The organism is Leifsonia sp. Leaf336 (assembly GCF_001423695.1).
Taxonomy (GTDB): Bacteria; Actinomycetota; Actinomycetes; order Actinomycetales; family Microbacteriaceae; genus Leifsonia.
Genome location: NZ_LMOZ01000001.1, coordinates 1511715 through 1531145, shown reverse-complemented (window position 1 = coordinate 1531145; position 19431 = coordinate 1511715). Strand labels below are relative to the sequence as shown.

Annotated in this window: 17 protein-coding genes; all 17 read right to left on the bottom strand. The window is 70.6% G+C overall.

What is annotated here, in order from left to right; translation table 11 throughout:
• Window positions 1–51: 51 nt before the first annotated feature.
• Window positions 52–855: a triose-phosphate isomerase gene (tpiA, locus tag ASF88_RS07390; RefSeq protein ID WP_055915979.1), complete on the bottom strand. Its 804-nt coding sequence runs from the start codon at window positions 853–855 to the stop codon at window positions 52–54.
• The gene (locus ASF88_RS07385) at window positions 843–2060 is read right to left on the bottom strand and encodes a phosphoglycerate kinase (protein WP_055915977.1); all 1218 of its coding nucleotides are present in this window, start codon (window positions 2058–2060) and stop codon (window positions 843–845) included. Before ASF88_RS07385 ends, tpiA begins: the two co-directional genes overlap by 13 nt.
• A 15-nt stretch (window positions 2061–2075) precedes the next feature.
• A complete protein-coding gene (gene gap / locus ASF88_RS07380; RefSeq protein WP_055915975.1) occupies window positions 2076–3080 on the bottom strand; it encodes a type I glyceraldehyde-3-phosphate dehydrogenase in 1005 nt (334 codons plus the stop codon).
• A 103-nt stretch (window positions 3081–3183) separates the two neighbouring features.
• The gene (locus ASF88_RS07375) at window positions 3184–3810 is read right to left on the bottom strand and encodes a superoxide dismutase (RefSeq protein WP_055915973.1); all 627 of its coding nucleotides are present in this window, start codon (window positions 3808–3810) and stop codon (window positions 3184–3186) included.
• 115 nt (window positions 3811–3925) lie between these two features.
• Window positions 3926–4906, bottom strand: a complete 981-nt coding sequence (gene whiA / locus ASF88_RS07370; RefSeq protein WP_055915971.1) for a DNA-binding protein WhiA — start codon at window positions 4904–4906, stop codon at window positions 3926–3928.
• A gap of 57 nt (window positions 4907–4963) precedes the next feature.
• Window positions 4964–5851 (bottom strand): RNase adapter RapZ, encoded by an 888-nt coding sequence (gene rapZ, locus ASF88_RS07365; protein WP_055915970.1) that lies wholly within the window; start codon window positions 5849–5851, stop codon window positions 4964–4966.
• Window positions 5852–5884: 33 nt separating this feature from the next.
• A complete protein-coding gene (locus ASF88_RS07360) occupies window positions 5885–7189 on the bottom strand; it encodes an acyltransferase family protein (protein ID WP_082518790.1) in 1305 nt (434 codons plus the stop codon).
• Between the two features lie 124 nt (window positions 7190–7313).
• Complete coding sequence (locus tag ASF88_RS07355) at window positions 7314–7985, bottom strand: response regulator (protein ID WP_055915968.1); 672 nt, start codon at window positions 7983–7985, stop codon at window positions 7314–7316.
• A 4-nt stretch (window positions 7986–7989) separates the two neighbouring features.
• Entirely contained in the window at window positions 7990–9198 is a 1209-nt protein-coding gene (locus ASF88_RS07350) for a sensor histidine kinase (protein WP_055915967.1), read from the bottom strand.
• A complete protein-coding gene (locus tag ASF88_RS07345) occupies window positions 9195–9881 on the bottom strand; it encodes a DedA family protein (protein ID WP_055915965.1) in 687 nt (228 codons plus the stop codon). The genes ASF88_RS07350 and ASF88_RS07345 overlap by 4 nt, the downstream gene beginning before the upstream one ends.
• A gap of 90 nt (window positions 9882–9971) precedes the next feature.
• A complete protein-coding gene (gene uvrC / locus ASF88_RS07340) occupies window positions 9972–12014 on the bottom strand; it encodes an excinuclease ABC subunit UvrC (protein WP_055916851.1) in 2043 nt (680 codons plus the stop codon).
• A 1-nt stretch (window position 12015) separates the two neighbouring features.
• On the bottom strand, window positions 12016–14982 hold the full coding sequence (uvrA, locus tag ASF88_RS07335; RefSeq protein ID WP_442915021.1) for an excinuclease ABC subunit UvrA: 2967 nt from the start codon (window positions 14980–14982) through the stop codon (window positions 12016–12018).
• 204 nt (window positions 14983–15186) lie between these two features.
• Complete coding sequence (locus ASF88_RS07330; protein ID WP_055915963.1) at window positions 15187–15726, bottom strand: hypothetical protein; 540 nt, start codon at window positions 15724–15726, stop codon at window positions 15187–15189.
• Window positions 15723–17027, bottom strand: coding sequence for a DUF58 domain-containing protein (locus ASF88_RS07325; RefSeq protein ID WP_055916844.1), 1305 nt, complete (start codon window positions 17025–17027; stop codon window positions 15723–15725). Before ASF88_RS07325 ends, ASF88_RS07330 begins: the two co-directional genes overlap by 4 nt.
• 23 nt (window positions 17028–17050) lie before the next feature.
• Window positions 17051–18088, bottom strand: coding sequence for an AAA family ATPase (locus ASF88_RS07320; RefSeq protein ID WP_055915961.1), 1038 nt, complete (start codon window positions 18086–18088; stop codon window positions 17051–17053).
• On the bottom strand, window positions 18085–18618 hold the full coding sequence (locus tag ASF88_RS07315) for a hypothetical protein (RefSeq protein WP_055915959.1): 534 nt from the start codon (window positions 18616–18618) through the stop codon (window positions 18085–18087). The genes ASF88_RS07320 and ASF88_RS07315 overlap by 4 nt, the downstream gene beginning before the upstream one ends.
• Window positions 18615–19379, bottom strand: coding sequence for a DUF4129 domain-containing protein (locus tag ASF88_RS07310; RefSeq protein WP_235493322.1), 765 nt, complete (start codon window positions 19377–19379; stop codon window positions 18615–18617). The genes ASF88_RS07315 and ASF88_RS07310 overlap by 4 nt, the downstream gene beginning before the upstream one ends.
• Between the last annotated feature and the right edge of the window lie 52 nt (window positions 19380–19431).

The following is a 19431-nucleotide window of genomic DNA, read 5'->3' as shown; positions in this document are numbered from 1 at the left end:
ACCACCAGTATAACGGGCCGACGCCGCGGCGGCTTGCGCCGCCGCGGAACGTCAGAGTCCGACGTGCTTCTGGTAGCGGATGATCGCCGAGAACTCGGTCACGTCGAGGCTCGCGCCTCCGACGAGCGCGCCGTCGACGTTCGGCTCGCGCATGAAGCCGGCGATGTTGCCCGACTTCACCGAGCCGCCGTAGAGGATGCGCGTCTTGGCAGCGACGTCGTCGCCGAGGAGCTCGACGATGACCGCGCGCAGAGCCGCAGCGACCTGCTCGGCCTGCTCCGGCGTGGCCGCCTGACCGGATCCGATCGCCCAGACCGGCTCGTACGCGACCACGAAGTCCGCGGCCGAGTCGACCGAGGCGAGCGCGGCGCGCAGCTGAGCGACCGGCACGGCGCTCGCGCCGTGCGTCTCCAGGTCTTCCGCCGTCTCGCCCACGCAGATGATCGGGGCGATGCCGTGCTTGATGGACTGGGCGACCTTCGCCGCGACCTGCTCATCGGTCTCGTTGTGCAGCGTGCGCCGCTCCGAGTGGCCGATGATGACGTACCGCGACTCGAGCGCAGCGAGGAACGAGGCCGCTACCTCACCCGTGTACGCGCCCGACTCGTGCTCGGACACGTCTTGACCGCCGAACGCGATCGGGAGCTTGTCCGCGGTCACGAGCGTCTGCACGCTGCGCAGGTCGGTGAAGGGCGGGAAGACCGCGACCTCGACGGCCGAGTAGTCGTGCCCGGCGTCCTTGAGCGTCCACGCCAGCTTCTGGACGGTCGCGATCGCCTGCAGGTGATCGAGGTTCATCTTCCAGTTGCCCGCGATCAGCGGGACGCGCCGCACGGAACCGTTCACTGCTGCCATCCCAGGACCTCCAGACCCGGCAGGTGCTTGCCCTCGAGGAACTCGAGGCTCGCGCCGCCACCGGTAGAAATGTGACCGAATTGATCGTCGGAGAAGCCGAGGGCGCGCACGGCCGCGGCCGAGTCCCCTCCTCCGACCACGCCCAGGCCGTCGACCTCGGTGAGCGCCTGGGCGATCGCCTTGGTGCCGGCCGCGAACGGCGCGAGTTCGAAGACGCCCATCGGGCCGTTCCAGAACACGGTGCGTGCGGCCCGGATGTACTCCGAGAACAGCTCGCCCGTCTCGGGGCCGATGTCGAGGCCGAGCCCGGCGGAACCCCAGTCGGTATCTTCGATGCCGTCGATCGGGCGCACGATGTGCTCCGCGTCGGCGCCGAACTTCGACGCCACGACGACGTCGCGCGGCAGCACGATCGAGACGCCGAGCTCGTCGGCCTTCGCCAGGTAGCCCTTGACGGTGTCGATCTGGTCGGCCTCCAGCAGGCTCGAGCCCACCTTGTGACCGAGCGCCGCGAGGAACGTGAAAAGCATCCCGCCGCCGATGAGCAGCGAGTCCACCCGCGGGAGCAGGTGCCCGATCACGCCGAGCTTGTCCGAGACCTTGGAGCCGCCGAGCACGACCGCGTACGGCCGCTCGGGGTTCTCGGTGAGTCGGTCGAGCACGTCGAGCTCGGTCGCGATGAGCGTGCCCGCGGCGCTCGGGAGCGCCTTGGCGAGCTCGTACACGCTGGCCTGCTTGCGGTGCACGACACCGAAGCCGTCTGAGACGAAGGCGTCGCCGAACGCAGCGAGCTTGGCCGCGAAGGCCTCGCGCGTCGCGTCGTCCTTGGCGGTCTCGCCCGGGTTGAAGCGCAGGTTCTCGAGCAGGGCGACATCGCCGTCGTGCAGGCCGGCGACGGCGGCCTCCGCACCGGCACCGACGGTGTCCTGTGCGAAGGTCACCGGCTTGCCCAGCAGCTCCGAGAGCCGCTGGGCAACCGGCGCCAGGCTGTACTTCGCGTCGGGCGCGCCTTCAGGGCGGCCGAGGTGTGAGATCACGACCACCTTGGCGCCCTGATTGATCAGGGCGTCGAGGGTGGGAATCGACGCTCGCACGCGACCGTCGTCCGTGATCTGGCCGTCCTTCAGGGGGACGTTGAGATCACAGCGGACGACGACGCGTTTTCCTGCGAGCGAACCGAGTGAGTCGAGGGTGCGGAGCGTCACGTCGGTTCCTCGTTGTTAGAGGCGCTCGGCCACGTACTCGGTCAGGTCGACCAGACGGTTGGAGTAGCCCCACTCGTTGTCGTACCAGCTCGAGAGCTTGACCTGGTCGCCGATGACGCGCAGCAGTCCGGAGTCGAAGATCGACGAGTGCGGGTCGGAGACGATGTCGGAGGAGACGATCTCGTCTTCGGTGTACTTGAGGATGCCCTTGAGCGGGCCCTCGGCGGCCTTCTTGTAGGCGGCCTTGACCTCGTCGATGGTGACGGGGCGCGAGGCGGTGACGGTCAGGTCGGTGATCGAGCCGGTCGGGACCGGCACGCGCAGCGCGAAGCCGTCGAGCTTGCCCTTGAGCTCAGGGAGGACCAGGCCGATCGCCTTGGCGGCGCCGGTGGAGGTCGGGACGATGTTGATCGCGGCGGCACGGGCACGACGGAGGTCGCTGTGCGGGCCGTCCTGCAGGTTCTGGTCGGCGGTGTAGGCGTGGACCGTGGTCATCAGACCGCGCTCGATGCCGAACTCGTCGTTGAAGACCTTGGCCAGCGGCGCGAGGCAGTTCGTGGTGCACGACGCGTTGGAGATGATGTTGTGGTTCTCCGGGTCGTACAGGTGCTCGTTCACGCCGATGACGAACGTGGCGTCCTCGTCGGTGGCCGGAGCGGAGATGATGACCTTCTTGGCGCCCGCCTCGATGTGCTTCTTGGCGTCGGCGGCCTTGGTGAACCGGCCGGTCGACTCGATGACGATGTCGACGCCCAGGTCGCCCCACGGGAGGTTGGCCGGGTCGCGCTCCTCGAGGACCTTGATCGGCTTGCCGTTCACGACGATGCTGTCGCCCTCGAGCTCGACGGTCGCGTCGAGGCGGCCCGTGATCGAGTCGTACTTGAGCAGGTGCGCGAGCGTCTTGTTGTCGGTGAGGTCGTTGACCGCGACGATCTCGAGGTCGCTGCCCTTGGCGAGGGCCGCGCGCAGGTAGTTGCGACCAATGCGACCGAACCCGTTGATTCCGATCTTTACGGACACAGATGTCTCCCGTTGCTTCATGTCTGCACCGAACGGCGCAATGTGGGTTGTTTTCAGGCGGACGGCGGCGTCCCGGGAGGCTCCCTCCCGGGACGCCTACCCGCTACGACAGTAGCAGCAGACCCGAGGTCTTCTCGCGTGCCTTCACGAACCGGTCGGAGACGTCGCCCCAGTTGGTGATGTTCCAGAACGCCTTGACGTAATCCGCCTTCACATTGACGTAGTCGAGGTAGAAGGCGTGCTCCCACATGTCGAGCAGCAGCAGCGGGATGGTGGCCGCCGCGAGGTTGCCCTGGTGGTCGTAGAGCTGCTCGATGATGAGCTTCTGGCCCAGCGAGTCCCACGCGAGGATCGACCAGCCGGAGCCCTGGATGCCGAGCGCCGAGGCCGTGAAGTGCGCGCGGAACTTGTCGAACGAGCCGAAGAACTCGTCGATCGCCGCGGCGAGCTCACCGGTCGGCTTGTCGCCGCCCTCGGGCGAGAGGTTGTTCCAGAAGACCGTGTGGTTGACGTGTCCGGCGAGGTTGAACGCCAGGTCTTTCTGGAGCTTGTTCACGTACGTGAGGTCGTCGGCGTCGCGCGCCTCCGCCAGCTTGGCCAGGGCGGTGTTGGCGCCGTCGACATAGGCCTTGTGGTGCTTGTCGTGGTGCAGCTCCATGATCCGACCGCTGATGTTCGGCTCGAGCGCCGAGTAGTCGTACGGAAGGTCGGCGAGCGTGTAGTCAGCCATTACTCATCTCCACAGTTGTTCTTCTTCGAGACCCGATTCGGGCGACTTCTTCAGTCTAGTGAGGGCAACTCGGCCGGCCGCGGGTTCCTTCCCGACCAGCCGCCCACTGCGGAAACTACACCTCATCCAGGTCGGCCGGGAGGTTGGCGTCGGTTCCGGGGATGTCGAGCTCGCCGGCCTTCTTGTCGGCCATCGCCAGCAGCCGGCGGATGCGGCCGGCGACCGCGTCCTTCGTCATGGGCGGGTCGGCGTGGTGGCCCAGCTCGTCGAGGCTCGCGTCGCGATGCGCCAGGCGGAGCTCACCCGCATACCGCAGGTGCTCGGGCACGTCGGGGCCGAGGATCTCCAGGGCGCGCTCGACGCGCGCGCACGCCGCGACGGCGGCCTGTGCCGACCGGCGCAGGTTGGCGTCATCGAAGTTGACCAGGCGGTTCGCTGTCGCACGCACCTCGCGTCGCTGGCGCAGCTCCTCCCAGTTGGCGACGGTCTCCGCCGCCCCCATCTGCACGAGCATGGCGCTGATCGCCTCGCCGTCGCGGATGACCACGCGGTGCACTCCGCGCACCTCGCGTGCCTTCGCGGACACCCCGAGCCGGCCAGCGGCGCCTACCAGGGCCATCGCCGCTTCGTTGCCCGGGCAGGTGACCTCCAGGGCGGCCGAGCGCCCCGGGTCGGTCAGCGAGCCGTGCGCGAGGAAGGCGCCCCGCCAGACGGCGGCGAGCTCGTCGCGCGAGCCGGTGGTGAGGCGGTTCGGGAGGCCGCGGATGGGGCGGCGACGGGCGTCGAGCAGACCGGTCTGACGCGCGAGGGTCTCGCCGCCCTCCAGGACGCGCACGAGGTACTGGCTGCTGCGTCGGACGCCAGAGGCGGAGATCACCGAGACGTCGCTGCGGACGCCGTAGAGCTCGGCGAGGTCTTTGCGCACGCGGCGGGCGAGCTCTGGCGTGTCCAGCTCGCTCTCGACCGCGATGCGCCCACCGATCAGGTGGAGGCCCCCCGAGAATCGCAGGATCGTGGCCAGCTCGGCGGCTCGCACGGTCGTCTTGCTGACTTCGACCTTCGTGAGTTCGTCTTTGACGTCGGCGGTGAGAGCCAATCGGATTCCTAACTGTGACGGACGGCGCGGGTCACGCCGTGAAGTGGGCGGCCGGCATCATTCACGGCCCAGGTCGCGGTGCTTGGTGTTGACCGCGACGCCGGGGAAGCCCCTCAACCGGGTCGCGAGCTCTTCGGCTATCGCGACGGACCGGTGCTTCCCTCCCGTGCAGCCTATCGCGATCATCGCGTGCCGCTTGTTCTCCCGCTGGTAGCCGGCGAAGATCGGGCGCATCGCAGCGACGTAGCCGGCGATGAACTCCTCCGCGCCGTCCTGCTCCAGCACGTAGTCTCTGACGACCTCGTCGAGTCCGGTGTGCGGGCGCAGGGCCGGGTTCCAGAACGGGTTGGGCAGGAAGCGCGCGTCGGCCACGAGATCCGCGTCGGGCGGAAGGCCGTACTTGAAGCCGAAGCTCATGACGGTCACCTGCACCCCGGCGGTGTCCTCCGCTGCGAAGGTCTCGGTGATGTTGGTGGCGAGCTGGTGGATGTTGAGATCGGTCGTGTCGACGATGATGTCGCTCGCCTCCCGGATCTCGCGCAGCCGGGTGCGCTCCGCGTCGATGCCGTCGAGGATCGTGCCGTTGCCCTGCAGCGGGTGCGGGCGGCGCACCTGCTCGAAGCGCCGCACGAGCACGGAATCGGACGCCTCCAGGAACAGGACGCGCACCTTCGTGCCCTCGCGGAGGCTCTGGATCATCTCGCGGAGGTCCTCGAAGAAGTTGCGCCCGCGCACGTCCACGACCGCGGCGATCCTCGGCAGCCCCGACTCGGCCCTGTTGGCGAGCTCGATCAGCGGCCGGAGCATCTGAGGAGGCAGGTTGTCGACGACGTACCAGTCGAGGTCTTCGAGGGCGTTCGCGACTGTGGAGCGGCCCGCGCCCGACATCCCGGTGACGATCAGCACTTCCTGCTGCTCGGCGTTCGTGTCGACGTCGCTCGCCACGTGCTCTCCTTCTCTGAACTGCGTGGGTCAAGCCTACCGACTGAGCGCCTCCGGGACGCGGTCGAGCCGAGGAATCCGCACCGCCGCGAAAACGAGCGCCGCGCCCGTGACCCAGCCGGCGATCGCGGAGCCGGCGAGAAGCACGATCAGCACGCCGCCCGCCCCGCACGCGACAGCGGCGGCCGCACGCGGCACGGAGACCGCGGCACGCGAGGCGGAGGGTGCGCTCCCCCGCTCCGCGCGGCCGGCGACGGCGACGAGTCCGACCACGGCCAGCGCGACGACGGCCAGCCACAGCGGGCGGGAGGCCCACCAGCCCGCGGACAGCGGCGCGGGCAGCGGCAGCCCGGACACCAGCAGCAGGCCAGCGAGCGGGATCAACGCGAGCATGTGCCAGGCGTACACGGTCATGGCGCGACGGTTGACGGCGCCCACCGCGCTAGCGAGCAGCGGCCTCGCCATGGCGGTGCGCAGTCGGGGGCGCAGCAGCACGAAGACGGCGAGTTGAGCCGTGCCCAGCAGCGCCAGAGCGGTGGCGGGCGGGTTGAGGTTCGCGTACATGTCCGCCGACCACAGCCCGAGCGCGGCGCCAGCGCCGGCGAGGACGAGCGCGGCGGCGGCGAGACCACTGAGCGCCCGCCGGGCGAGCGCATCCAGGAGTCCGGACCCCAGCCAGAAGCCGAGCTGCTGCACGAGCAGCCACACGAAGAGCAGGTTCGCGAAGCCGACGGCCGCGACACCGGTGGCCCCGCGCACCGCGTCGACGGTGAGGGCGAGCGCCGCGAGAGCGGCGATGGACGCAACCGGTCGACGGTCGTGCGCCTCCACCAGCAACGGCACGGCGGCCGTGCACAGGACGTAGACGCCGAGGAACCACAACGGCTGCGAGAGCCGGAAGCCGGCGACGGCGATCTCGCCGGCGGGCACGCCCGCGAGCGCGAGCGCCGACAGTAGCGCAGCCGCGGCGGCGATCGCGGCCAGCGCGGGCGCCAGCAGCCGGCTGAGGCGACCGGCGAGATAGTCGCCGTACCCTGCGCCCGCCTCCTTCAGCCGTTTCCACTGCCCGTACGCCGAGAATCCGCCGAGGACGAAGAACAGCGGCATCACTTGGACCAGCCAGCTCACCGCCGGGAAGAACGACCACTCCTCGAGCGCGTTCTCGAGGACCGGTCCGTGCGGCCCGACGGAGACGCCGACCATGAGCGCGTGCAGCCCGACGACGACCGTCAGACAGACCGCCCGCACGAGGTCGACGGCGCCGTCGCGCCGGACAGACGCGGGCCGCGTGGCCGGCTGCGCCGCAGACCGAACCGGGACTGATGCGATGGAGGTGGACATCGAGAGCTCCTTCCGCGGCCCGGCGGACCGACGGACCGACGGAGGAAGCGTCTCGGGAGGACGCGGAGTCCCGCGTCACACCGGGGAGCCAATCCCGACCCCTACCGGGGTACGACGGGGCGGCTCAGGGCTTGGGCTCGACCAGACCCGCATCGAAGGCGAGGATCACCGCTTGCACGCGGTCGCGCAGCCCGAGCTTCGCGAACACGCGGCTCACGTGCGTCTTCACCGTCTGCTCCGCGATGAACAGCCGGCCCGCGATCTCCGCGTTGGACGCCCCGCTGCCGATCAGGATGAGAATCTCGCGCTCGCGCTCCGTGAGATCGGCCAGACGCTGCGCCTTGTCGCTGCTGACGGGCCGCTGCGCCGCGAACCGCTCCAGCAGCCGCTTGGTCACGCGCGGCGCGAGGAGCGCCTCCCCCGCCGCGACGACCCGCACGGCATGCACCAGGTCCGCAGGCGGTGCGTCTTTGAGCAGGAAGCCGCTCGCGCCGGCCTGCAGCGCGTCGTAGACGTACTCGTCGGCGTCGAATGTCGTCAGCACCAGCACCAACGGGCGATGCGGATCGCCTCGGCTCGGCCGCACCAGCTCCCTGGTCGCGTCGATCCCGTTCATGACGGGCATCCGAACGTCCATCAGCACGACGTCCGGGCGCAACCGACGAGCGAACTCCACCGCCTGCGCGCCGTCTTCGGCCTGACCGACCACCTCGATGCCGTCCTGTGCGCCGAGGATGGCGGCGAACCCGGCGCGCACCATCGCCTGATCGTCCGCGACGAGGACGGTGACACTCATCCGGTCACCTCCCGGCCGCGGGCAGCACGGCGACGACCGCGAACCCGTCGTCGACCGGCTCCGCAGCGAGCGTCCCGTCGAGCAGGCCGGCGCGCTCGCGCATCCCGCGGATGCCGTGACCGCCGCCGATCGGCGCCGGCGCCGACGCAGGGCGGCCGGGCGCGCGGCCGTTGCGCACCTCCACGCGCACGGCGTCGCCCGCGCGCTCGATGCGGACCCGAACCGCGGCGCCGGTCGCGTGCCGCGCGACATTGCTCAGCGACTCCTGGACGATGCGGTACACGGCGAGTCCGAGCACCGGATCCCGCCGGGCCGGGTCGTCCTCCGGCAGTTCTGCATCGAGCACGACCTCCCCTCGTCGTGCCGCGTCGGCGATGAGCCCCGGCACCTCCGCGAACCCGGGCTGCGGCGCGAGCTCGGCACCGCCCTCGTGACGGAGCACGCCGAGCAATCGGCGCATCTCCCCCATCGACGCGCGCGCGGTCGCCGCAAGCTCGTCGAACTCCCGGGCGGCGTCCTCGGGGAGGTCGGGAAGACGATAGCGCGCGCTCGAAGCCTGGACCTGGATGGCGGACATGCCGTGCGCGACGACGTCGTGCAACTCGCGCGCGATGCGGGTGCGCTCCTCAGCGACCTCGCGGCGCGCGTGCTCCGATGCCGACACCTGCTGCTCGCGCACCAGCTGACGGCGCACCGCCTGCCATCTGCTCACCAGCACCGCGGCGCCGAGCACAGCGCCGGACACCGCCGCGAACACGATCAGGTCGGCCGTCACCGCCTCACCGGAGGCTGGGTGCCGATGACCGACGATCCCCACGACGGACGCACCCGCCACACCGACGACCCAGGCGATGAAGCCAGGGCGCCAATCGGAGCGGAGGACGACGAGCCCGAGCGTCAAGGCGAACGCGATCATCGTCGGAACGGCGACCGGCCAGGGGCTGCCGGTCGCGGGCGAGCCGGCGATCGCGAGGGCGATCACGGCCGCGGCCGACGTGCCTGCGGCCACGAGCGGGAGCACCAGGGCGAGCACGAGGGAGCCGGCCAGCACGAGGCCGAGCAACAATGACAGGACGACGGGAATTCCGTAGAGCGCGGCCCCCAGCGTGGAGGAGAGGACCAGGAGGGCGACGGACGCCGTGCAGGCGGCTCCCCACAGCAGAGCGAGCGAACGGTCGAGTCGCAGCGTCGGCGCGACGGCGGTGCCGGTCATCGTCCGCCCTCCATCTCGATAGCAGCGACCTCGACGGGCTCGGGCGCCCGCTCCGAGGAGAGCGGGTCGACCACTGCAGTCGTCGCTGCACGGCGTCGGGAGGTCGCTCGCAGCAGTGCGTCGACGACGAACCCGACCGCGATGCCGACGGCCACGCCCACGACCATCGCGAGGAACGCGTTGCCGTGCAACCAGTGTGCTGCGAGCACTCCCACAGTAACGGAGTACAGCGCCCAGGAGACCCCCGCGATCGCGGACAGCATCAGGAAGCGGAGCCGGGACACTCCCGCCGCGCCGGCCACCAGGTTGACGGCCACCCTGCCGACGGGCACGTACCGGGCCGAGAGCACGAGGACGCCCGCCCGCGCATGGATGCCGCGCCGGGCGCGATCGAGCGCGGCGCGCAGCCGAGGCCATCGCTCGAAACGGAACCGCTCCAGCCCCACGGTGCGCCCGACCGCGAAGGTCAGGTTGTCGCCGGCGACCGCCCCCGCCGCGGCGCAGGCGAGCAGCAGCGGCAGATTCGGGTTGCCCGTGGCGACCGCGGCAGCCGCGGCCGCGATGACCACCGTCTCGCTCGGGACGGGTGGGAAGAACGCGTCCACCAGCACGACGGCGAACACGATCAGGTACACCCAGGGCGAGGCCGCGGCGCTGGCGATGAACTCGTTGACGACATCCATGCTCCGACGCTAGGGAGGGGGCACCGTCCGCACATCACCCCGGGGTAGCCTCCTGCCGGTACCACGGAGGGATTCCTCGGTGGTACCGCGTCAGTCGTTGCCGGGGCCGTCCGCGCCGTCCCTGCCGTCCCTGCCGTCCCCGTTCAGGCGCTCGAAGACGGCGGCTGCTGTGGCGGGCCCGACGCCGCGCACCTCGGCGATCTGCTCCGGAGTCGCCTGACGCAGCTGCGCCACCGACCCGAAGTGTTTGAGGAGTTCTTTCACGCGCGACGGACCAAGCCCGGGGATCTCGCCCAGAACGGAGGTGATGTCGCGCTTGCGCCGGGCGCGCTGGTACGTGATGGCGAACCGGTGCGCCTCGTCACGGATGCGCTGCACCAGGAACAGGGCGTCGCTGTTGCGCGGCAGGATGACCGGGAAGTCGGAGTCGGGCAGCCAGATCTCCTCGAGCCGCTTGGCGATCCCGGCGAGCTGGATCCCCGTCACGCCGGATTCGTCGAGTGCGCGCTGCGCCGCGGCGACCTGCGGTTGACCGCCGTCGACGATGAGCAGGTTCGGCGGGTACGAGAACTTGCGGCGCCGACGTTCCGCGGCCTCCGCCAGCTCGGCGTCGACGTCGATCTCCGGATCGTCGCCTGCCGACGTCGTGTCGGCGACCTCGTCCGTGGAGGCCGTGGCCTCGGCGTCCTCCCTCAGATACGCGAGGCGCCGCGAGATCACCTGGTAGATGGACTCGGTGTCGTCGGTCGACTCCGGGATGCTGAACCGGCGGTACTGGTCTTTGCGGGGCAGGCCGTCTTCGAACACGACCATGGAGGCCACGATGTTGGTGCCGCTCAGGTGCGACACATCGAAGCACTCCATGCGCAGTGGAGCGTCGGCCATGCCGAGAGCGTCCTGGATGTCGTTGAGCGCCTTGGACCGCGCGACGAAGTCGGAGCTGCGCCGGGTCTTGTAGAGAATGAGCGCGTTCTTCGCGTTCATCTCGGCGGTCTGCGCCAGGGCGGCCTTTTCGCCGCGCTGGGCGACGCGGAGCTCCACCTTGCCCGTCGACTTGGGGCCGCGACGCACCGGTCCGGCTTCGTCGGCCTCCACCCGTCGTGCCATGAGCCACTGCTCGAGCTCGCTCGCGTCCTCCGGCAGCTCGGGCACGAGGATCTCGCGAGGCGGGGCGTCCGCGCCCTCGTAGGCGTTCTGCAGGACCGTCTCGACGAGCTCGCCGAGCTCGATGTCGAGCTCCTTGTCGACCACCCACGACCGCACACCGCGGATGCGCCCGCCGCGCACGATGAACTGCTGCACCGCGGCCGCCAATTCGTCGTGCGCGATGCCGAACGCGTCGAGGTCGACATTCTCGTGCAACACGACGGCGCTCTTGCCCATCGCCGCCTCGAGGGCCTGGATGGCGTCGCGGTGCCGCGCCGCCGCCTCGTAGTCGAGCGTGCTCGCGGCCTGCTTCATCTGCTCGGTGAGCGCGCGGATGTAGGTGGTGTCATTGCCCGCCATGAACGAGACGAAGTCCTCGGCGAGGCCGCGGTGATCCTCCGGGCTGATGCGTCCGACGCACGGCGCCGCGCATTTGCCGATGTCGCCCAGCAGGCACGGCCGGCCGGTCAGCTCCGCACGGCGGTACACGCCATCGGAGCAGCTGCGCACCGGGAAGGCCTTGAGCATCAGGTCGACCGTGTCGCGGATCGCCCAGACCTTCGTATACGGGCCGAAGTAGCGGGCGTCCTTGAGGTTGCGGTTGCGGGTGACCATCACCCGCGGGATGCGGTCGCCCAGCGTCACGGCCAGGTACGGGTACGACTTGTCGTCGCGGAACTGGACGTTGAAGGGCGGGTTGAACTCCTTGATCCAGGTGTACTCGAGCTGGAGGGCCTCGAACTCGGTCGCGACGACCGTCCACTCCACGCTGTTCGCCGTCGTGACCATGCGGCGCGTGCGCTCGTGGAGGCTGCGCAGCGGCTGGAAATAGTTGCTGAGTCGCGCGCGCAGGTTCTTGGCCTTGCCGACGTAGAGCACGCGCCGGTTCGCGTCACGGAACCGGTACACTCCCGGCTGGGTCGGGATCTCCCCCGCCTTGGGCCGGTAGCTGACCGTGTCTGTGCGGGTCGGACTCACAGGCGGCATCTTACGCGGCGCCGCGGACACGCTCGGAGCCGATGGCGCCCTCCCCCTGCAGGATCTCCTTCAGGAAGTAGCCGGTGTGGCTTCCCGGCGCATCGGCGACCTGTTCCGGCGTTCCCGTCGCGATGACCGTTCCGCCGCCGGCTCCGCCCTCCGGACCCATATCGATGATCCAGTCAGCCGACTTGATGACGTCGAGGTTGTGCTCGATGACGATGACCGTGTTGCCCTTGTCGAGCAGGCCGTTCAGCACGAGCAGAAGCTTGCGCACGTCTTCGAAGTGGAGGCCGGTCGTCGGCTCGTCGAGCACGTACACGCTGCGCCCGTTCGACCGGCGCTGGAGCTCGGTCGCGAGCTTGACGCGCTGCGCCTCGCCTCCCGACAGGGTCGTGGCGCTCTGGCCGAGCCGCACGTAGCCGAGCCCGACGTCGACGAGGGTCTGCAGGAAGCGGTGGATCGCAGAGATCGGCCGGAAGAACTCCGCGGCCTCGCTGATCGGCATGTCCAGCACTTCGGCGATGTTCTTGCCCTTGTAGTGCACGGTCAGGGTGTCGCGGTTGTAGCGCGCTCCCCCGCACACCTCGCACGCCACGTAGACGTCGGGCAGGAAGTTCATCTCGATCTTGATGGTGCCGTCGCCCGCGCACGCCTCGCAGCGGCCGCCCTTGACGTTGAAGCTGAACCGTCCGGGCAGATAGCCGCGGGCCTTGGCCTCCGGCGTTTCCGAGAACAGGGTGCGGATGCGGTCGAAGACGCCCGTATAGGTCGCCGGGTTGGAGCGCGGGGTGCGGCCGATCGGTGCCTGGTCGACGTGCACGACCTTGTCGAGGTTCTCGAGGCCCGTCACGCTGCGGTGCTTGCCCGGCAGCTTGCGGGCGCCGTTGAGCTTGTTGGCGAGCACCCGGTACAGGATGTCGTTGACCAGGGACGACTTTCCCGAGCCGGAGACGCCCGTGACCGCCACGAACGCGCCGAGCGGGAAGTCGACGGAGACCTTCTTGAGGTTGTTCGCCTCCGCGTCGACGACCCGGATCACGCGCTTCTTGTCGATCTTCCTGCGCTTCTCGGGGATCGCGATCTCGCGCCGGCCGGCGAGGTAGTCGCCGGTGAGCGAGTCCGTGTTCGCGAGAAGGTCGTCATAGGAGCCCGAGTGCACCACGTGTCCGCCGTTGACACCTGCTCCCGGACCGATGTCGACGATCCAGTCGGCCGTGCGGATCGTGTCTTCATCGTGCTCGACGACGATCAGCGTGTTGCCCAGATCGCGGAGCGCGACGAGCGTGTCGATCAGACGGCGGTTGTCGCGCTGGTGGAGGCCGATGCTCGGCTCGTCGAGCACGTACAGCACGCCGGTGAGCCCGGAGCCGATCTGGGTGGCCAGGCGGATGCGCTGAGCCTCGCCTCCCGACAGGGTGGCAGCGGCACGCGCGAGATCGAGGTAGCTCAGACCCACCTGGATCAGGAAGTCGAGACGGATCTTGATCTCGCGCAGCACCTGCGCACCGATCTTCTGCTCGCGCTCGGTCAGGTGCAGCTTCTCCATGAACGCCCGAGCATCGGAAAGGCTGAGCAGCGACGCATCGGCGATGGAGGCGCCGTGCACGAGGACGGCCAGGACCTCCGGCTTGAGCCGCTTGCCCTTGCAGACCGCGCAGGGAACCTCGCGCAGGTACTCGGCCCAGCGGGCGCGCTGCGTGTCGGTCTCGGCCTGGGCGTACTGGCGCTCGATGTACGGCACCACACCCTCGAACCCGGACGTGTAGGACATCTCGCGGCCGTAGCGGTTCTTCCACCGCACCTTGACCTCGAAGTTGTCGCCGTTCAGCACGGCCTCTTTCACGTTCGCGGGAAGCTTCTTCCACGGCGTGTTGAGCGAGAAGCCGAGGTCGCGCGCGAGGCCGTCGAGCAGCTTCTCGTAGTAGTTGAACAGGCCCTTGCCCTGGGTCGTCCACGGGATGATGACGCCCTCGGCGATGCTGAGCGCGTCGTCGCCGAGAAGCAGGTCTTCGTCGACCGACATGCGGGTGCCGAGGCCCGAGCACTCGGGGCAGGCGCCGAACGGCGCGTTGAACGAGAACGTGCGCGGTTCGATCTCGGTGAGCTGGATGGGGTGGCCGTTCGGGCAGGACAGCTTCTCGCTGAACGACTGCCAGGCCTCCGTGCCCTCGCGGTCGACGAAGTTGACCTGCACAAGGCCGTCGGTCAGCCGCAGTGCGGTCTCGAGCGAATCGGTGAGGCGGCTCAGGATGTCCGGGCCGGCGACGAGACGGTCGACGACGACCGCGATGTCGTGCTTGTACTGCTTCTTGAGCGTCGGCGGATCGCTCAGCTGCACCTGCTGGCCGTCGACGAGGGCGCGCGAGTATCCGCTGGCGGCGAGCTCTTTGAAGAGGTCGACGAACTCGCCCTTCTTCTGCGAGATGACCGGGCTCACCACCATGTAGCGCGTACCCGCCTCGAGCTCCATGAGCTGGTCGGCGATCTGCTGCACCGTCTGACGCTGGATCTTCTCGCCGCAGACCGGACAGTGCGGAACGCCGATGCGCGCCCAGAGGAGTCGCATGTAGTCGTAGATCTCGGTGATCGTGCCGACCGTCGACCGCGGGTTGCGGTTGGTGGACTTCTGGTCGATGGAGACCGCGGGGCTCAGGCCCTCGATGAAGTCGACATCGGGACGGTCGACCTGACCGAGGAACTGGCGAGCGTAGGCCGAAAGCGACTCCACGTAGCGCCGCTGCCCCTCGGCGAAGATCGTGTCGAACGCGAGCGACGACTTGCCCGATCCGGACAGGCCGGTGAAGACCACCATCGAGTCGCGCGGAATTTCGAGGTCGACGTTGTGCAGATTGTGCACGCGCGCGCCGCGGACGCTCAGGTGCGATCCCACGACCTTGCTCGGCTTCGCGAACGCCGACGCTCCGCCCCTGTCGTCACTGGAGTCCACGCCGTCGAAACCCGTATCCCCGCTCATTCTCAGACTGCTCACTCGTTCCATTCTCCGCTATTTCCGCCGTCGCCCCGGTGTCTGTTCGCCCACCGCGCACGCGCGCAGCGCCCCCACGGGATGGTTCGAAGCTTTGTTCGATTCTAGCGCTCCGACAACACGATTCGCGAACACGCGCGAGCGTACGCCCGACCACCGACATTCGCCGACGACAGTGGTCGACGCGCGCGCTCAGTCCCGCGGCCGGGCGAGGAGGAGCGCGGCCAGCAGCCCGACCAGCCCGATGATCGCGACCCCGGAGACGAGCGCGAGCCAGGGCGCTGCCGCGGGTCGGGCAACCAGCAGCAGCACGACCGCCGCGACCTGCACGGGCAGCTGGATCAGGACGAAGCGGCGCAGCGAGGGCAGCAGCACGGCGGGCTGGAAGCGTGCGGACGGGGGCAGGACGAGCATCCACGCCGCCAGCACGTGCAGCAGATGCACGGCAGCGATCAACGCGAGCAGGCGCGGGGTCAGGGTCCCCGGCTCCAGGAGTGTCGAGAACGCCAGCACCGCGATTAGGGCCCAGGCCACCCGCCAGCGCGGCACGACGACCGCTATTCCGGTCAGGACGACCGCGAGCGCCGGCCACGGCCCGCTCGGCGCCGTGGTCACCGCGAGGGGCACGGCGACCAGGGCGAACGCCACCCGGAGCGCCCAGGACGGGAGGGTCGGGCCGAGGTCGGGAGCCGGGTGCTCGGCCGCACGCCCCTCGGAACCCGCCGCGCTCACCGTCGCCTCCGTGGAGTTGCGAGACGCCGCAGCACCGCATCGCGGTCCGGCGACGACCACACCAGCAGCTCGGCCCCCGACGCACGCAGGCGGTCCAGCCGGAGCCGCCGCTCGAGGTCGACGACGCGGAGCGCGAGCCGCTCGCGAGCGGGCAACTCGTCCACACTGCGCGGCGGGAGCACGTCGACCACGATGACGCGGTGGCCGGCCGCTCGCCAGGTGAGCGCCAGCCGGGTCGCCTGGTCGTCGAGGAACGTCGACATTACCAAGACGACGGCGCCCTGCGCCAGCCGCGGCGCCCGCGCGCGCTCGGTCGCCGCGCCGTGCGCCGTGGTCAGCTCGACGGCGCGCAGCACCCTGCTGAGGTGGCGCACTCCCGCGCGCGGCGGGAGTGCGCGGCGCGCGTCGGAGAGATCGTCGAAACCGACGCGGTCCGACACGCCGGCGTAGGCGTCGGCGAGCGAGACCGCGGCCTCCCTGGCCAGGTCGAGGGAGGTCGCTCCCGGCCGCGGGTAGGGCGCGGCCCAGCCGGCGACGGCGCCGGGGACGTCGTCGCGTGCGTCCACGACGAGCTGGATCGCGGCATCCGAGGTCGCCGTCGTCCGCCGGACGTACAGCTCCCCCGGCCGCTGGGCCAGGCGCGCCGTGGCCTTCCAATCGATCCGGCGCAAGCGGTCACCCGGCCGGAAGCGGTCGATGTCGCGGAACTCGCCGCCGTCGCCCGGGCGCGTCGAGACGTGCCCGCCCGTCAGACCGAGAAGCCGCACGGGCAACGGGAGGCTCCGCACCATTTGCGGCTTCGGGCGAACCACCCGCTCCGCGACCGCCGGGCTGCCGGGATCGCCGACCCACGCCGCGTCCGGCCCGATCCCTCGGGCTGCGATGGACAGGATGCGCTGCGGACCGGAGTGCGAGGCCGCGACGCGGAAGTGGAGCCGCCGAGCGGATGCCGGGGTCACGAGTGCATCCTCCGGCTCCCGGTCGGAGCGTCGGATCCGGAGATGGACGCCGTCGACCCGCCCGTCCGCCTCGGCCACCGCGTCGACCCGCACACGTCCGTCCGGGTCGTCGCCGCCGATGACCACGCTCGCCCGGGTCGCCGCGGCATCCGGCCGCGACGACCAGCCGATCACCGCCGTCAACAGCAGCGGAGCCGCTACCAGGACGAGTTCGAGCCGCGACATCACGAACGCCGCGACCAGGCAGACTGCCGCGACGATGGCCGCGGCAGTGACCGCCGGGCTCAGCGACCAGCGCGAGCCGCCCTCGGCCGGCTCCGGACGCCGGCGAGGCCCGGGCATGCGCGCCCGCGACCACAGCGACATCAGGGGGCGGTCTCCCGCTCGCGTGCGCCGACCGTCGGCGGCCCCGGCACGCCGGAGACGACCTCCAGCACGACCTGAGACGCGCTCACACCGCTGGTCCACGCCTGCACGGTGAGCGTCAACCGGTGCGCGAGCACCGGGACGGCTACGCGCTTGACGTCGTCGGGGATGACGAAATCGCGTCCCGCGAGGACCGCGAGCGCCCGGGCGACCAGCAGCAGTCCCTGCGATCCGCGCGGGGAGGCTCCCACCTCCACCGAGCGGTGCCGGCGGGTGGCCGCCGCGAGGGCGACGCAGTACGCGGCGATGTCCGGATCGACATCCACGCGTTCGACACCGGCCTGCATCGCCAGGAGGGTCTGCGCGTCCATGACCGGTTCGACCGTCGCGACCTCGTGGCGGCGGGCGATGCGCGCGAGCAGCACCTGCGTCTCGCCGGCCGCATCGGGGTAGCCGACGCCGAGACGCACCATGAAGCGGTCGAGCTGGGCCTCCGGGAGCGCGTACGTGCCCTCCGATTCGATCGGGTTGGCGGTCGCGACGACGTGGAACGGCCGGGGAAGCGCGAAGCTCCGGCCTTCCACCGACACCTGCCCCTCGGCCATGGCCTCCAGCAGCGCCGACTGCGTCTTGGGCGACGTGCGGTTGATCTCGTCGGCGAGGAACAGCCCAGTGAACACCGGCCCCGGCCGGAACTCGAACTCCGCCGTCGACGGCACATAGACGAACGAGCCGGTGATGTCGGACGGGAGGAGGTCGGGGGTGCACTGCAGCCGGCGGAAGTCGAGCCCGACCGCGCTCGCGATACTGCGGGCAGCGAGGGTCTTGCCGAGGCCGGGAACGTCCTCGAACAGCACGTGACCGCCGGCGAGGACGGTGGCCAGCGCGATCTGCAGCGGCTCGTGCATCCCGACGACGACGCTCTCGACGCGCGCGAGGACCTCCGCGCCGAGGCGGGAGACCTCCTCGACGGACAGCGGAGCGAGCGTGCCGGTGATGTCGGCGTCGCTGGTGGACGTGGCGGGATCGGGGGTCATGCGGCTCCAGACGTGTCGGAGGTGAGCGAGGAGGTCGATGGGTCGACCTGCCGCGCGGTCTGCGCGAGCGCCTCCAGCCGGGACAGCGACGTGGCGAAGTCGCGCGGGCGGGGCGCGGCAGCACTGCCCTTGCGGAGCATGGCGGCGGTGTCGTCGCCGAGGAGAGCGGCGACCTCGGCAGCGGAGGCCGGGTCGTCCAGTCGCACGCCGTGCCGGTCGAGGACTTCGGCGGCGACCCCGCGGAGCCGGCGGACCGCCTCCGGTGACACCCGGCCGCCGCGCGCACCGAGCGACCAGCCCAGCTGGACGACATCGCGGCGCGCGCCCGGACGGGGCTGCGGCGACGGCACCCTCCACGTCACGTCGGCCTGGTCGCCGAGCAGCGACAGCACAGCACCGAGTGCGAAGACCACGGCTCCGAGCCCTGCCGCGTGCGGTGCATCCATCCCGAAGAACCACGCTGCGGTGCCCACGATCGCTCCGGCGAGAACGCACCCGATCGCCCGCCTGACCATGCGCGCTCGCGTCATCGGACGGAACCGCCTGTCGTGCTCGTGCCTGCGCTCGCTCCCGCGGCCTCCCCTGCTCGCCAGGACGAGCGCAACGCCTCGATCGCCGCTCGCGCGCCGTCGACATCGGCGGCGGTCACCGGGGCGTCGCTGAACCGCGCACGCAGGTAGAGGTCGAGCAGGTCGCGAGCCGCCGCCCGGTCCGATGCCACGCGAGCCATGACGCGGCCGACGAACTCCCCCGGTGTCTCGGCGGGCATGCGGTGGACGCCGCTATCGGCCGCTCCCTCCTCGAGGCCCAGCCACGCGCGCTCGATGGCGTCGCGCGGCTCCCTTCCTTCGCCGAGGAGGTCGAGCGCGCGGTCGAGGCCGCGCCGCACCCGCTCGGGCCGAGGCTGTTCGGGCGGGTCCGGAGCGATCGAGCCGTCCGCCGATCCGGCGACCTCGCCGGGCACGCCCGGGGATTCGAGCCGGAGTCGCCGGCGCAGATAACGCCAGAGCAGTGCGAGGAGGACGACTACCGCGAGCACGACGAGCGCGTAGGTCACCCAGGTGAGGTCGATCCGCGTCTCGTGGGCGATCTCCTGGGGCGCAGGCGTGCCGGTCGCCTGACGCTGCTCCCCCGGGCGCGGCTGGAGGTCCGCGGCCGGCGGTGTGAATCGCAACCCCGTGTAGGCGGGCGCGCCTTGGAACGCCAACGCGATGCCGGACAGCGCCAGCAGCGCCGCAGCGGCGACGACGATTCCCCGCCGCTGCCGCGTCCGCGTCACCTTCGAGCCCACCCTGCCACCGTAGCCCCACCGCGGTCGGCGTGCGCCGAGCACTCCTCAGCCG